At 70.2% G+C, this 15,331-nt stretch carries 12 protein-coding genes; 8 read left to right on the forward strand and 4 right to left on the reverse strand.

The features are described 5' to 3' along the window. Positions 1–21: 21 nt before the first annotated feature. From uvrB to aroQ, 7 genes are all read left to right on the forward strand, one after another. Positions 22–2,163, forward strand: coding sequence for an excinuclease ABC subunit UvrB (gene uvrB / locus ACOKM3_RS30525; RefSeq protein WP_426904226.1), 2,142 nt, complete (start codon positions 22–24; stop codon positions 2,161–2,163). Between the two features lie 177 nt (positions 2,164–2,340). After that, the gene (locus ACOKM3_RS30530; protein WP_426904227.1) at positions 2,341–2,919 is read left to right on the forward strand and encodes a TerD family protein; all 579 of its coding nucleotides are present in this window, start codon (positions 2,341–2,343) and stop codon (positions 2,917–2,919) included. Between the two features lie 10 nt (positions 2,920–2,929). Then, complete coding sequence (locus ACOKM3_RS30535) at positions 2,930–4,852, forward strand: TerD family protein (RefSeq protein WP_426904229.1); 1,923 nt, start codon at positions 2,930–2,932, stop codon at positions 4,850–4,852. Between the two features lie 234 nt (positions 4,853–5,086). Continuing rightward, complete coding sequence (locus ACOKM3_RS30540; RefSeq protein WP_426904230.1) at positions 5,087–6,076, forward strand: TerC family protein; 990 nt, start codon at positions 5,087–5,089, stop codon at positions 6,074–6,076. 129 nt (positions 6,077–6,205) lie between these two features. Next, complete coding sequence (locus ACOKM3_RS30545; RefSeq protein WP_426904232.1) at positions 6,206–6,508, forward strand: hypothetical protein; 303 nt, start codon at positions 6,206–6,208, stop codon at positions 6,506–6,508. 79 nt (positions 6,509–6,587) lie between these two features. Beyond that, the gene (locus ACOKM3_RS30550; protein WP_426904233.1) at positions 6,588–7,688 is read left to right on the forward strand and encodes a calcium:cation antiporter; all 1,101 of its coding nucleotides are present in this window, start codon (positions 6,588–6,590) and stop codon (positions 7,686–7,688) included. A gap of 84 nt (positions 7,689–7,772) precedes the next feature. Then, a complete protein-coding gene (gene aroQ / locus ACOKM3_RS30555) occupies positions 7,773–8,246 on the forward strand; it encodes a type II 3-dehydroquinate dehydratase (protein WP_426904234.1) in 474 nt (157 codons plus the stop codon). Between the two features lie 45 nt (positions 8,247–8,291). Here aroQ and ACOKM3_RS30560 read toward each other — a convergent pair whose 3' ends face one another. Both ACOKM3_RS30560 and ACOKM3_RS30565 read right to left on the reverse strand, forming a co-directional pair. Further along, complete coding sequence (locus ACOKM3_RS30560; RefSeq protein ID WP_426904235.1) at positions 8,292–8,948, reverse strand: MBL fold metallo-hydrolase; 657 nt, start codon at positions 8,946–8,948, stop codon at positions 8,292–8,294. 9 nt (positions 8,949–8,957) lie between these two features. Then, positions 8,958–9,689 (reverse strand): maleylpyruvate isomerase family mycothiol-dependent enzyme, encoded by a 732-nt coding sequence (locus ACOKM3_RS30565; protein WP_426904236.1) that lies wholly within the window; start codon positions 9,687–9,689, stop codon positions 8,958–8,960. 297 nt (positions 9,690–9,986) lie between these two features. Between ACOKM3_RS30565 and uvrA the strand changes: the two genes are divergently transcribed. Then, positions 9,987–13,043 carry an excinuclease ABC subunit UvrA gene (gene uvrA, locus ACOKM3_RS30570; RefSeq protein ID WP_426904237.1) on the forward strand — a complete coding sequence of 1,019 codons (3,057 nt, stop codon included), beginning with the start codon at positions 9,987–9,989 and terminating at the stop codon, positions 13,041–13,043. A gap of 138 nt (positions 13,044–13,181) precedes the next feature. Here the strand turns inward: uvrA and ACOKM3_RS30575 are convergent, their stop codons facing one another. Further along, positions 13,182–14,123: a carbohydrate kinase family protein gene (locus tag ACOKM3_RS30575; protein WP_426904238.1), complete on the reverse strand. Its 942-nt coding sequence runs from the start codon at positions 14,121–14,123 to the stop codon at positions 13,182–13,184. Between the two features lie 213 nt (positions 14,124–14,336). Next, a complete protein-coding gene (locus ACOKM3_RS30580) occupies positions 14,337–15,287 on the reverse strand; it encodes a hypothetical protein (RefSeq protein ID WP_426906940.1) in 951 nt (316 codons plus the stop codon). Positions 15,288–15,331: the final 44 nt, after the last annotated feature.

A 15,331-nucleotide genomic window follows, 5' to 3' on the forward strand; every position in this document is an offset into this window, starting at 1 on the left:
GTGGGTCGTACGGTTGATTCCATGCGGCCCGTATCCAAGATCGAACGCACGGTGGCACCCTTCGAGGTCGTCAGCCCGTACCAGCCCAGCGGTGACCAGCCCGCGGCCATCGCCGAGCTGGAGAAGCGCGTGACCGGAGGCGAGAAGGACGTCGTCCTGCTCGGCGCGACCGGCACCGGCAAGTCCGCCACCACGGCGTGGATGATCGAGAAGCTCCAGCGCCCCACGCTCGTGATGGCGCCGAACAAGACGCTGGCCGCCCAGCTGGCCAACGAGTTCCGCGAGCTGCTTCCGAACAACGCGGTCGAGTACTTCGTCTCGTACTACGACTACTACCAACCCGAGGCGTACGTGCCGCAGTCGGACACGTACATCGAGAAGGACTCCTCGATCAACGAGGAGGTGGAGCGCCTGCGCCACTCCGCGACGAACTCGCTGCTGACCCGCAGGGACGTCGTGGTGGTCGCCTCCGTCTCCTGCATCTACGGCCTCGGTACTCCGCAGGAGTACGTGGACCGCATGGTCCCCCTGAAGGTCGGGGACGAGATCGACCGGGACGAGATGCTGCGCCGCTTCGTCGACATTCAGTACACGCGCAACGACGTGGCGTTCCAGCGCGGCACCTTCCGGGTGCGCGGCGACACCATCGAGATCTTCCCCGTCTACGAAGAGCTCGCGGTCCGCATCGAGATGTTCGGCGACGAGATCGAATCGCTCTCCACCCTCCACCCCCTCACCGGCGAGGTCATCAGCGACGACGATTCGCTGTACATCTTCCCGGCGACCCACTACGTGGCCGGCCCCGAGCGCCTGGAGCGCGCGGCCAACGACATCGAGAAGGAGCTGGAGGAGCGCCTCGCCGAGCTCGAGAAGCAGGGCAAGATGCTGGAGGCCCAGCGCCTTCGCATGCGCACCACGTACGACCTCGAGATGCTCCGCCAGATCGGCTCCTGCTCCGGCGTGGAGAACTACTCGATGCACTTCGACGGCCGCGAGCCCGGCTCCCCGCCGAACACACTGCTCGACTACTTCCCGGACGACTTCCTGCTGGTGATCGACGAGTCGCACGTCACCGTGCCGCAGATCGGCGCCATGTACGAGGGCGACGCCTCCCGTAAGCGCACCCTCGTGGACCACGGCTTCCGCCTGCCGTCCGCGCTCGACAACCGCCCCCTGAAGTGGGAGGAGTTCCAAGAGCGCATCGGTCAGACCGTCTATCTGTCGGCCACCCCCGGCAACTACGAGCTCTCGCGCGCGGACGGTCACGTCGAGCAGATCATCCGCCCCACCGGCCTCGTCGACCCGGAAGTCGTCGTGAAGCCCACCGAGGGCCAGATCGACGACCTGGTGCACGAGATCCGTACGCGCACGGAGAAGGACGAGCGCGTCCTGGTCACCACGCTCACCAAGAAGATGGCCGAGGACCTCACCGACTACTTCATCGAGCTCGGCATCCAGGTGCGCTACCTGCACAGCGACGTCGACACGCTGCGCCGTGTCGAGCTGCTGCGCGAGCTGCGCGCGGGCGAGTACGACGTGCTGGTCGGCATCAACCTGCTGCGTGAGGGCCTCGACCTGCCCGAGGTCTCCCTGGTCGCGATCCTCGACGCCGACAAGGAGGGCTTCCTGCGCTCCGGCACGTCGCTGATCCAGACCATCGGCCGCGCGGCGCGAAACGTCTCGGGTCAGGTCCACATGTACGCGGACAAGATCACTCCGGCGATGGAGAAGGCCATCGACGAGACGAACCGCCGCCGCGAGAAGCAGGTCGCGTACAACGAGGCGAACGGGATCGACCCCCAGCCCCTCCGTAAGAAGATCAACGACATCGTGGCGTCCATCGCGCGTGAGGACGTCGACACGGAGGCACTGCTCGGCACCGGTTACCGCAAGGGCGGCAAGGACGGAAAGGGTGCCAAGGCCCCCGTCCCCGCGGCCGGCAAGGCGGAGAAGGCACCGGCCAAGAAGAAGCGCGGCAAGGCGGACGAGACGGTTCCCACCGACCGTCCCGCGGCCGAGCTGGCCGAGCAGATCGAGGAGATGACCGAGCGGATGCGGGCCGCTGCCGCGGACCTTCAGTTCGAGGTCGCGGCACGGCTGCGCGACGAGGTGTCGGAGATGAAGAAGGAACTGCGGCAGATGAAGGAGGCAGGCATCGCCTGACCTGCCACGACGGGCGGGGTGCCGGGGGTGTGTTGCAGGACCGCCACAAAACCCCGCCCGTGGTAGCGGCGTTGTCAGTGCCGCCCTCTAGGGTTTGGGCCAGGGCCTGATCCAAGCGACAGGCCCTCACCGCGCACATGGCGCGGCAACAGGGGACGGTTCGAGAGGGGACAGCGCGTGGGCATCGACTTGACCAAGGGTCAGGCCATCAGCCTGGAGAAGCAGGGCGGGGGCACCCTCACCGCGGTACGGATGGGACTCGGTTGGCAGGCGGCCCCTCGGCGCGGCCTGTTCGGCACCCGCACGCGCGAGATCGACCTCGACGCGTCAGCGGTTCTCTTCGCCGACAAGCAGCCTGTCGACGTGGTCTTCTTCCGCCACCTCGTCAGCGACGACGGCTCGGTGCGGCACACCGGTGACAACCTGGTCGGCGGCGCCGGACAGGGCGGCGACGACGAGTCGATCGTCGTCGACCTGGAGCGTGTCCCGGTCCATGTCGACCAGATCGTCTTCACGGTCAACTCCTTCACGGGGCAGACCTTCCAGGAGGTGCAGAACGCGTTCTGCCGCCTGGTCGACGAGACGAACGGGCAGGAGCTGGCCCGCTACACGCTCGACGGCGGCGGCAAGTACACGGCGCAGATCATGGCGAAGGTGCACCGTGCGGGCTCCGGCTGGAAGATGACGGCCCTGGGCGAGGCGGCCAACGGCCGTACGTTCCAGGATCTGATGCCCGCGATCCTGCCCAGCCTGTAGCGGACCCACGATGGCGGCCGAACTGGTGAGGGGGCAGAACCACCCCCTCACCCAGACCCGTCTGGAGATCCGGGTGTCGTCCGGCCACCCGGTCGTCGCTGGCGCCACGCTCGCCGACGACCGGGGCGCCGTGCGCGGCGCGGACCGGATCGCCCACCCCGGCGCGCCCGCGCTGCCGGGCCTCGAAGTCCCGCGCCAGGCCGCGGCCGACCACCGGCTGGCCGTCGACCTGGACGCGATGCCGCAGGACGTGCACCGCGTCACCGTGCTGCTCGCGCTGCCCGTGGACGGCGGAGGTCCGGCACGGTTCGGCGCCGCGGCGGCCCCGTTCGTCGCCGTCAGAGGGCTGGACGGCGCGGAGGAGGCCAGCTACACGATCACCGACCTCGACACGGAGTCGGCCGTCGTCGCCCTGGAGCTCTACCGCAGACACAGCGCCTGGAAGGTGCGTGCCGTGGGCCAGGGCTATGCCGAGGGCCTCGCCGGGCTCCTCGCCGACCAGGGCCTGCCGGACGCGCAGGCCCTCGCCAGCTCCATCCACGACGCCGTCGCCCGTGGCCGCGACCGCGCGGTGGCGCCCCCGCCGCGTACCTCGGAGACCGCGGACGGGTCCCCTGCCGGCGGGGCCCACACGAGCGGGTCCCCCGTCCGCGCGGCGGCCACCGCGGGCCACGCCTCCGGCGCCCTGCCTCCGGCCGCCACCGCGCCCGCTGCGGCGCCGGGCGGCCCCATCGACTACACGCACCCCGGCCGCCAGGAACCCGTACCGCCCGCGCCGGCGCAGCAGCCCGCGACGCCGGTCGCAGGGGACGCGGCGGGCTGGTCCCTGGAGGAGCGGCTCTACAACCAGGTGTGGGGCATGTTCGAGGATCTGGCCCGCACCACGGCCGCGTACCGCAGCGCCGTCGACTTCGCGGACTCCCGCATGGAGCGCGAGCTCGACGGGCTTCTCGCCGACTCCGCCGATCCACGCGGCCGCCTCCAAGGCCAGGGCGACGCCGCGCGCGAGGCCGCCCGCGCCCGGCACGGTGCCCTGGTCGACCGGGCCAGGGAAGCACTCGACCGGGACCTGGCGCAGCTCGTCGCCGAGGGCGAGGCCGTCGAGCCCGCGCTCCCGGCGGCGTACGCGGGCTGGGACAGCCCCTGCTGGCACGCCTACCGCAGCCCCTCCGAGGCCCCCATGGCCGTCCGCCTCGGGGAGCTGAGCCTGCCCGAGAGCGAGAGTGTCGGGCTGCGTATCCCGATGCTCGTACGGCTGCCGCTGGAGCGCGGGCTGTGGATCGACGCGGGGCCGTCCGCCGCCGACGGCCCCGCCGACGCCGACGCACTACGCGCGCGTGCCGCACACACCGCCGTCCTCCATGCAGCCCGGCTGCTCGCGGCCCATCCGGCGGGCGAGTTCAGCGTGCACGTCATCGACCCGGCGGGCACCGCCGCGGGCGCGCTCGCCCCGCTCGTGGACGCGGGCGTGCTCGCCGGGCCGCCGGCCAGGGGAGCGGCGGGCGTCGCGGAGACGCTGACCCGGCTGACCGAGCGCGTGGATCTCGTGCAGATGGCGGTCCGGGCGGGCGCGGCCGACGCGCTGCCACCGGATCTGGACGTTGCCGAGCAGCTCCTGGTCGTGCACGACTTCCCGCACGGCTTCGACGACCGGGACATCAACCGGCTGCGCTACCTCGCGGACGAGGGGCCACCGGTCGGCGTGCACCTGATGCTCGTGGCCGACCGGGAGGACGCCGCCGAGTACGGACCGCTGCTCGACCCGCTGTGGCGCGCGCTGCTGCGCCTGACGCCCGTGCCCGACGGGCACCTCGCCGACCCGTGGGTGGGCCACGCATGGACGTACGAGCCGCCGGCGGTCCCGCCGGGCAGTGGAATCCTGCGGCAGGTGCTCGCGGAGGTGACGAAAGCCCGTCGAGAGCGGGGCCTCTGACCTGCGAACTTGGTGACTGCTTTACCTTTCCCTTTACCTTTCATGGGTGTTTCGAGTACGCTCCTTGACGCGGAGGGGAGTACTCCAACGCGGCGTTCCCGTCAGTACGGAAGACAGGCCAGAAGGCGGTCGATCCCGGGGCGCCGGCCCGAGACGCGCCAAGGCGCTCGGGTGGAAGAGACCTCCGGCAGCGACGACGCTGATCAGTAGCCGTACGACGCCGGAGGCGCAGTAGTGGACGTATCAATGACTGTGTGGGTGCTGACCGTTCTCGGTCTGTGCGCCCTCATCGCGGTCGACTTCTTCATCGGGCGAAAGCCCCACGACGTATCGATCAAGGAAGCGGGCATCTGGACCATCGTCTGGATCGTGCTCGCCGCGCTGTTCGGCGTCGGCGTGATGATCTGGGGGAGCAGCCAGGCCGGCGGCGAGTTCTTCGCGGGCTTCATCACGGAGAAGTCGCTCAGTGTCGACAACCTCTTCGTCTTCATCCTGATCATGGCGAAGTTCTCGGTGCCCACCCAGCTGCAGCAGCGTGTGCTGCTGTTCGGTGTGCTCATCGCCCTGATCCTGCGAGCGATCTTCATCGCGGCGGGCGCGGCGGTCATCGCCAACTTCTCGTGGGTCTTCTACATCTTCGGTGCCTTCCTCATCTACACCGCCTGGAAGCTCATCAAGGAGGCCATGGCGGACGAGGAAGAGGAGGAGTTCGAGGAGAACCGCCTCCTGAAGTCGATCGAGAAGAAGTTCGGTGTCGCGGACCAGTACCACGGCACGAAGCTCTTCATCCAGCAGCACGGCAAGAAGGTCATGACGCCGCTCCTGGTCGTCATGCTCGCCATCGGCATGACCGACGTGCTGTTCGCGATGGACTCGATCCCGGCGATCTTCGGTCTGACCCAGGACCCGTACATCGTCTTCACCGCCAACGCGTTCGCGCTGATGGGGCTGCGCCAGCTGTACTTCCTCATCGGCGGCCTGCTCAGGAAGCTGGTCCACCTCAGCTACGGCCTGTCGGTGATCCTCGCCTTCATCGGCGTGAAGCTGGTCCTGCACGCGCTGCACGAGTCCGGGGTGCACGTACCGGAGATCTCCATCCCGGTCTCGCTCTCCGTCATCTGCGGCGTCCTGATCATTACGACGATCACCAGCCTCATCGCCTCGAAGAAGCAGGCCGAGAGGGAAGCGGCCGAGGCGGCTCAGAAGGACAGCATCGAGGCCTGACGGCGTCGAGCGTAGGAATTACCAGCACCGGGAGTGGTGCGCGGCCGATTGCCGCGTGCCCCTCCCGGTGCTTCGTTGTGTCCTGAGCGCGTCCCGCGGGGGCGCGAGGGCACGACGGGGGAGGCCCCCATGAAGTTCGTCCAGATCATCGACTTCGAGTCCCAGCGGTTCGGCGAGATGCGGGAGCTGCTCGATTCGTTCGAGCAGCAGATGAAGGGCGTATCGGGCGGCCCCACGCACCGCATGATGCTCAAGGACCGGGACACCACGGGCCGCTATCTCGCGGTCATCGAGTTCGAGTCCTACGAGGACGCGATGCGCAGCAACGAACGCCCCGAGGTGGCCGAGCTCAACCAGCGCCTCTCGGCCCTGTGCAGCCGCCCGCCGGCCTTCATCAACTGCGACCTCAAGGACGCGCGCGAGCTCAAGTGACCTGCGCTCCCGGTGTTCTGACCCCGTCCGCCGCCCCGCCGGAGTCGCGCCCCCGCCGCGCCACCGGCACCATCGATGAATGATCACCAGAGTGCGGGCGCTGAGTACGCAGTGGACCGTGGTCGTGCCACTGATCGCGATCGTGCTGCTCGCGTTCACCTGGGGGCGCGACCTGCCGGGTGCGGTGGTCGCCGTCGTCGCGGTGGTCCTCGCGGCCTCCGTGCTCGCAGCCGTGCACCACGCGGAAGTCGTCGCCCACCGGGTCGGTGAACCCTTCGGCTCGCTCGTGCTCGCGGTGGCCGTGACGATCATCGAGGTGGCGCTGATCGTCACCTTGATGGCCGACGGCGGGGCCAAGAGCTCCACGCTCGCCCGCGACACCGTGTTCGCCGCCGTCATGATCACCTGCAACGGCATCGTCGGCGTCAGCCTGCTCGCGGCCGCGCTGCGGCACCGCGTGGCGATCTTCCAGTCCGAGGGCACCGGGGGAGCGCTCGCCACCGTGGCCACGCTCGCGACGCTCTGCCTGGTCCTGCCGACCTTCACCACCAGCAAGCTCGGCCCCGAGTTCTCCACCTCGCAGTTGGTCTTCTCGGCCGTCGCCGCGCTGGTCCTGTACGGGCTCTTCGTCGCGACGCAGACCGTGCGCCACCGCGACTACTTCCTGCCGATCACCAAGCACGGCGAGGTGATCGACGCCGACGACCACGCCGACGTGCCGAGCACCCGGACCGCCCTGTTCAGCCTCGGCCTGCTCGCGCTCGCCCTGGTCGCCGTCGTCGGACTCACCAAGGGCGTCTCGAAGACGATCGAGCAGGGGGTGGCGGCGGCCGGCATGCCGCAGGCGGTGGTCGGCGTGATCATCGCGCTGCTCGTGCTGCTGCCCGAGACCATCGCGGCGCTCCGCGCGGCTCGCAGGGACCGCGTGCAGACCAGCCTCAACCTCGCGCTCGGCTCGTCCATGGCCAGCATCGGCCTCACGGTGCCGGCCGTCGCCATCGCCTCGTACTGGCTGACGGGGCCGCTCGTCCTCGGGCTCGGCGCCACCCACATGGTGCTGCTCGCGCTGACCATGGTGGTCGCGACCCTCACCATCGTTCCGGGCCGTGCCACACCGCTTCAGGGCGGCGTCCATCTGGTGATCCTCGCCGCGTACATCGAGCTCGCCGTCACGCCCTGACCGTCCTGTACCCACCGCCCTTCGGGCGGTAGTGGCGCCGTGATAGACCCTCAAGGAGCAAACGCTCTTCTACGGAGGTCCCTCGTGCCGCGCACGCTCGCCAACGCCCCGATCATGGTTCTCAACGGCCCGAACCTGAACCTGCTCGGCAAGCGCCAGCCGGAGATCTACGGCCGCGACACCCTCGCCGACGTCGAGGCCCTGTGCGTGAAGGCGGCTGCCGCGCACGGCGCCACCGTGGACTTCCGGCAGTCCAACCACGAGGGCGAGCTCGTCGACTGGATCCATGAGGCGCGCGAGAACCACGTGGGCATCGTCATCAACCCCGCCGCCTACTCGCACACCTCCGTGGCGATCCTGGACGCGCTCAACACCTGTGACGGCATGCCGGTGCTGGAGGTCCACATCTCCAACATCCACCAGCGCGAGGAGTTCCGGCACCACTCCTACGTATCGCTGCGCGCCGACGGCGTGATCGCCGGATGCGGCGTGCAGGGATACGCGTTCGGCATCGAGCGGGTGGCGGCGCTCGCCGCGCCGGGGACGGCGCAGGCGTAGTACGCCGCTACAGGGCGGGCCGAGGCGAAACGGCCCGCCTACAGGTCACCAGCCCCGCTCGCGCCACTCCTGGATGTGCGGTCGCTCGGCGCCCAGCGATGTGTCGTTCCCGTGTCCCGGGTAGACCCACGTCTCGTCCGGCAGTGTGCCGAAGATCTTCGTCTCCACGTCGTCGATGAGGCTCGCGAAGGCCTGGGGGTCCTTCCACGTGTTGCCCACGCCACCGGGGAACAGGCAGTCACCGGTGAAGACGTGCGGGTGGCCGTGCGGGTCGTCGTAGACCAGGGCGATCGAACCGGGCGTGTGGCCGACCAGGTGGCGGGCCGTGAGCGTGATCCGGCCGAACTCGATCGTGTCCCCGTCGTCGACGGCGACGTCCGTCGCCACCGGGATCCCCTCGACGTCCTCGCGGCCCGCGTACGTGCGCGCGCCGGTCGCCTCCACGACCTCCTGGAGGGCCTGCCAGTGGTCTCCGTGCCGGTGGGTGGTGACGACGGCCGCGATGCCGTCCTCGCCGATGAGGCTGCGCAGCGTCTCCGGCTCGTTGGCCGCGTCGATCAGGAGCTGCTGATCGGTCGCGCGGCAGCGCAACAAGTAGGCGTTGTTGTCCATCGGCCCGACCGCGACCTTGGAGATCATCAGGTCCTGCAACTCGTGCACATCCGCCGGGCCGCCGACCTTCACCGCTCCGCTGTACGTCATGGATTCAGCCTATAGCGGGGGCAGTGGCGGCAGGGAGCCCCGGTCGACGCCGAGGCCGCTGCCGTCCCTGCGGCCCGCGAGCCAGCCCAGCAGGTCCGCCTGGCGGCCTCGGACGACGATGCCGAGTTCCGGGTCCGGGCTCGCGCCCGACTTGATCTCCTCCAGGGAGAACTTCTGCACGGCTCCCGTGGAGATCATCCGGCCGTCGTCCTGCTTGATCAGCAGGGGCGGCAGGCCGGGGTGGTCGCGGAACCGCTTCGCGAGGAAGTTGATCTCCCGCTGGGTGAATTCGGCGGAGAGATCCTCCAGTTCGTATCCGATCCCGAGGTCCACGTGGTGCAGCTCGACCTCGATCCAGCGCCGGAACGGCACGTTCGACGCGAGATCCTTCACACCGTTGCGCAGCTCCACCGTGCGGCCCCAGTCGGCCTCCTCGGCCCCAAGACGCTGGAAACGCTCGGCGCTGTCCTGTACGTCGCCGAGCTGCTCGCGCAGTCCGCGCGGGGCGTCCCGGTCGATGTCGGCGTCGCGGGACCGGGCGCTCTCGTACATGGGGCGGCCCTCGAGGACATTGACGAGCGCGTCCGCGTTGCGGGCGAGGTGGGCGAGAACGTGCCCGCGGCTCCACCCCGGAAGCCGTGACGGCTCGGCCACGGCGGCGTTGTCCAGGGTGCCGACCGCGGCGAGCAGCCGGTCGGTCGCTTCGCGTACTGACGCCAGGTCGCGCACATGATCACTCATGGCGCCGACGATAGCCCCGCGACACGTTCGGGTGAAGGTGGCCTACGTAGGCCTACGATCCGCCTGAATCGAATGTACGTGCTATATGGTCGAGGGTGGCGTCGGGCATTCTTGGTAGTCCGGGTTTGTTACCAACCAGGGAATCCGACCGGCGTTGTCAGTGGCTCCCTCTAGTCTTCGAAGGACAGCCTTCTCAGGGCCGCTCCGCCTCGATCACGGCGTGAGCGCCTCGAGAGTCAGACCTCGAGAGACGGGGGCCCGCCCCTGTCACTTATCTCCAGAAAGGTGCGGACCGGCGTGGCCGACCGTCTCATCGTCCGTGGCGCGCGCGAGCACAATCTTCGGAATGTCTCGCTCGACCTCCCGCGCGACTCCCTCATCGTCTTCACCGGTCTGTCGGGCTCCGGTAAGTCCTCCCTCGCGTTCGACACGATCTTCGCCGAGGGGCAGCGCCGCTACGTCGAGTCGCTGTCCTCGTACGCCCGCCAGTTCCTCGGCCAGATGGACAAGCCGGACGTCGACTTCATCGAGGGCCTCTCCCCGGCCGTCTCGATCGACCAGAAGTCCACGTCGCGCAACCCGCGCTCCACGGTCGGCACCATCACCGAGGTCTACGACTACCTGCGCCTGCTCTTCGCGCGCGTCGGCAAGCCGCACTGCCCGGAGTGCGGCCGGCCCATCGCCCGCCAGTCGCCGCAGGCCATCGTCGACAAGGTCCTCGAGCTGCCCGAGGGCAGCCGCTTCCAGGTCCTGTCGCCGCTCGTGCGCGAGCGCAAGGGCGAGTTCGTCGACCTCTTCAGCGACCTCCAGACCAAGGGCTACTCCCGAGCTCGCGTGGACGGGCAGACGATCCAGCTGTCCGAGCCGCCGACGCTGAAGAAGCAGGAGAAGCACACGATCGAGGTGGTCGTCGACCGCCTCACCGTGAAGAGCTCCGCCAAGCGCCGACTGACCGACTCCGTGGAGACCGCGCTCGGCCTCTCCGGCGGCATGGTCGTGCTCGACTTCGTCGACCTCCCCGAGGACGACCCGGAGCGCGAGCGCATGTACTCGGAGCACCTGTACTGCACGTACGACGACCTGTCCTTCGAGGAGCTGGAGCCGCGCTCCTTCTCCTTCAACTCGCCCTTCGGCGCCTGCCCCGACTGCACCGGCATCGGTACGCGCATGGAGGTCGACCCCGAGCTGATCGTTCCCGACGAGGACAAGTCGCTCGACGAGGGCGCCATCCACCCGTGGTCGCACGGGCACACGAAGGACTACTTCGGCCGCCTCATCGGCGCCCTCGCGGACGCGCTCGGCTTCCGTACGGACATCCCCTTCGCCGGCCTCCCGCAGCGCGCCAAGAAGGCGCTCCTGAACGGCCACAAGACGCAGATCGAGGTCCGCTACCGCAACCGGTACGGGCGCGAGCGCCGGTACACGACGCCGTTCGAGGGCGCCGTCCCGTTCGTGAAGCGCCGGCACAGCGAGGCCGAGTCGGACGCGAGCCGCGAGCGCTTCGAGGGCTACATGCGCGAGGTGCCCTGCCCGACCTGTGAGGGCACGCGACTGAAGCCGCTGATCCTGGCCGTCACGGTCATGGGGAAGTCGATCGCCGAGGTCTCGGCCATGTCGATCAGCGACTGCGCCGACTTCCTGAGCGAGCTGAAGCTGAACGCGCGCGACAAGAAGATCGCCGAGCGCGTCCTGAAGGAGGTCAACGAGCGGCTGCGCTTCCTGGTCGACGTCGGCCTCGACTATCTGTCGCTCAACCGCGCGGCGGGCACGCTCTCCGGCGGCGAGGCCCAGCGCATCCGGCTCGCCACACAGATCGGGTCCGGCCTCGTCGGCGTCCTGTACGTGCTCGACGAGCCGTCCATCGGCCTGCACCAGCGCGACAACCACCGGCTCATCGAGACGCTCGTCCGGCTCCGTGACATGGGCAACACGCTCATCGTGGTCGAGCACGACGAGGACACGATCAAGGTCGCCGACTGGATCGTCGACATCGGCCCCGGCGCGGGCGAGCACGGCGGCAAGGTCGTGCACAGCGGTCCGTTGAAGGAGCTGCTGGCGAACCCCGAGTCGATGACCGGCCAGTACCTGGCGGGCAAGAAGGCCATCGCGATGCCGGACATCCGGCGGCCCGTGGACCCGGGACGCCGTCTCACCGTGCACGGCGCCAAGGAGAACAACCTCCGGGACATCGACGTGTCGTTCCCGTTGGGCGTCCTCACGGCCGTCACCGGCGTATCGGGCTCCGGCAAGTCGACGCTGGTGAACGACATCCTGTACACGCACCTGGCAAGGGAGTTGAACGGGGCGCGCTCCGTTCCCGGCCGGCACACGCGCGTGGACGGCGACGACCTCGTCGATAAGGTCGTGCACGTCGACCAGTCGCCCATCGGCCGCACCCCGCGGTCGAACCCGGCGACGTACACCGGAGTCTTCGACAACGTCCGCAAGCTGTTCGCCGAGACGACCGAGGCGAAGGTCCGCGGCTACCTGCCGGGGCGCTTCTCGTTCAACGTCAAGGGCGGCCGCTGCGAGAACTGCTCGGGCGACGGCACCATCAAGATCGAGATGAACTTCCTGCCGGACGTGTACGTCCCGTGCGAGGTCTGCCACGGTGCGCGCTACAACCGGGAGACCCTTGAGGTCCACTACAAGGGCAAGTCCATCTCCGAGGTCCTGGACATGCCGATCGAGGAGGCGCTGAGCTTCTTCGAGGCCGTCCCTGCGATCGCCCGCCACCTCAAGACGCTCAACGACGTGGGCCTCGGCTACGTCCGGCTCGGGCAGCCCGCGCCGACGCTCTCCGGTGGTGAGGCGCAGCGCGTGAAGCTCGCCAGCGAGCTGCAGAAGCGTTCCACGGGTCGCACGGTGTACGTGCTCGACGAGCCGACGACCGGTCTGCACTTCGAGGACATCAGCAAGCTCATCACGGTGCTCTCGGGCCTCGTCGACAAGGGCAACACGGTGATCGTCATCGAGCACAACCTCGATGTCATCAAGACCGCCGACTGGATCGTCGACATGGGCCCCGAGGGCGGCAGCGGCGGTGGTCTCGTGGTCGCGGAGGGCACTCCGGAGGAGGTCGCGGCCGTCCCGACGAGCCACACCGGCAAGTTCCTGCGCGACGTCCTCGGCGCCGACCGGGTCAGCGACGCGGCCGTGCCCGCGGCGCGCCCCCGTAAGGCGGCGAAGAAGACCGTGGCGGCGACGAAGGCGCCCGCCAAGAAGACGGCCACGGCGAAGGCGGCCGCCGCCAAGCCGGCCGCGAAGAAGTCGGCGACGGCGGCCAAGTCCACCAAGGCCGCGGCGAAGAAGCCCGCCGCCAAGAAGGCGACCGGGAAGGCCCGCAAGGCCTGACGGAGGTCCGGCCCCGCCGACGGACGAGCGACGGCGCCCCGTGGGAACTCCCCACGGGGCGCTGCGCGTTCAGTGCTCGGCGGGTCCTCGCAAGGCGGGCCTCCGGTCCTCGCTAGGCAGGACCCCGGTCCCCGGGCCTCACCAAGCCGGACCCACCAGTTCGGTCGCGTGCGGCGGCTCCGCGCCCGCCCGGGAGCACGTGACCGCCGCCGCCCGCGCGGCGAACCGCAGCAGCCGGGACCAGTCGTCGCCGCCGAGCCCGGCGATCCCGGCGGGGGAGAGGGCGTCCTGGCGCGAAAGCCCGTGCAGCAGCGCGGCGTTGACGGTGTCACCGGCGCCGATCGTGTCCACGACGTCGACCCGCTCGCCCGGCACCGAGTACTCGCCCCCGTCCCGCGTGAGCACGGTGAGCCCCTCCCCGCCGCGCGTGATCACCACGGCGGCGGGCCCCGCGGCCAGCCACTCCTGCGGTGTGCCGCCCAGCCACTCGGCGTCGTCCTCGGAGAGCTTCAGCAACGTCGTCGACGCGAGCCAGCTCTTGAAGCGCGCCCGGTAGGCGTCCGCGTCCGGGATCAGACCGGCCCGGATGTTCGGGTCGAGCGCCGTGCACACGCCCCGCGCGGCGGCCGAGCGCATCACGTCCTCGTACGCGGTGGCGCCCGGTTCGAGCACCAGCGAGCAAGTACCGAACGACACCGCGCGCGTGCCCGCAGGCAGCGCCTCGGGCACCGCGAAGAGCCGGTCGGCGGTCCCCTCCACGTAGAACGAGTACCCGGCGGAGCCGTCGGCGCCGATCGAGGCCACGGCGAGCGTCGTCGGCTCGTCGCCCCGCTGCACCGGGGACACATCCACTCCCGCCGCCCGCAGGCCGCCGAGCAGGGCCTCCCCGAAGGCGTCCCGCGACACCCGCGAGCAGAACGCCACGGACGAGCCGAGGCGGCCGAGCGCCACCGCCGTGTTGTACGGGCCGCCGCCGAGCCGCGGGGCGAGGGCGGGCAGTTCGTCGGTGACGGGGCCGCCGTCGGTGGGCACGCCCTGTGGGACGAGGTCGATCAGTGCCTCTCCGGCGACGACGATCACGGTGCTTCCTTTCGAGCGGGCGGGTGTGTGGCGGGTGCGGTGGGCCCGAGGCCCGCGGTCCACGTCGACGCTAGAGCCTCACGCCGAGCGCGGCACCCGCCTCACGCGAACCGGGCAGGCACGCCGCGGACCCGGGCACGTACACCCTGCATCCGGGCACGATCCACTCCTGGCCCCATCACACCCGGCCCCGCACTCCCGGCCTCCGGACCCTCACTCCCAGTCCCACCCGATGCCCACGAGACCCGCCCGCACCTGCGGCTCCACCATGTGCACCGACCGGTGGGATCCGCTCAGCGCGAGTTCGTGGCGGCCGTCGCGCGGGCCCGCGGCCGACCGCTGGGCGAAGCGGTGGCAGCGCACGGGCAGCGCGTCGTCCGCGAACCGGACCTGGAGCGCGTACTGCCCTCCGGCGGAGCCGAACCCGCGGACGTACTCGGTGGAGGACCTGGCCGTACCGTCCTCGAAGCCGTACTGGAACATGTGGGTTTCACCGGCCCGCAGCCGCGCGTCGAAGAGCAGCTCCGCGACCAGGACCCCCGTCCCGTCGTCCCAACGCACCCGCCCCGTACGGCAGTTCTCCATGGCGTACACCGCCACATCCGACGGGGAACACCCCGGATCGCCATGGTGGACGGCCATATAACGATCCACGCCGTCGCGGTGCGCCCGCACGATCTGCTGCGAGTCCCGGCCGAGGAGCTGCCGGCGCGCCCCGATCCGCACCCGCTCGTGGTGCCCGACCGTGTGCGGCCCGCCGTCCGGCGGGGACCCCAGCTCCGCGAGGAGCCGCTCGACGGTCCCGGACGCCTCGGTGAGGGAACCGTACGAACGGGCCCCGGGGCGCCGTGGCGCGGCCGCGTCGGGGGCCGGACCGAGCAGTCGGATCAGCGATTCCTCGGGCAGTTCGAGGATCTCCTCCAGGGCGCGCACGGCCCGCATCGACTCCGGCCGCTGCGGCCGCCGCGCGCCCTGTTGCCAGTAACTCAGGCTGGTCAGGCCGATGGTGACGCCTCGGCGGGCCAGATGGTGCCGTACGCGGTGCAGCGGCAGTTGCCGGGCGACGATCGCGGCCCGCAGGGCGCTGTGGAACGGACCGGAGCGCAGGGCTCCCGCCAGGTCCGGTGCCTGTGCCGCGTTCACTTGTGATTCGCCGAGCCGCATCCGGGCCTCCTGCTTGTGCGCGCTGCGCCCGCGGGCCGTCACTG

The organism is Streptomyces nidicola, assembly GCF_050106155.1.
Taxonomy (GTDB): Bacteria; Actinomycetota; Actinomycetes; order Streptomycetales; family Streptomycetaceae; genus Streptomyces.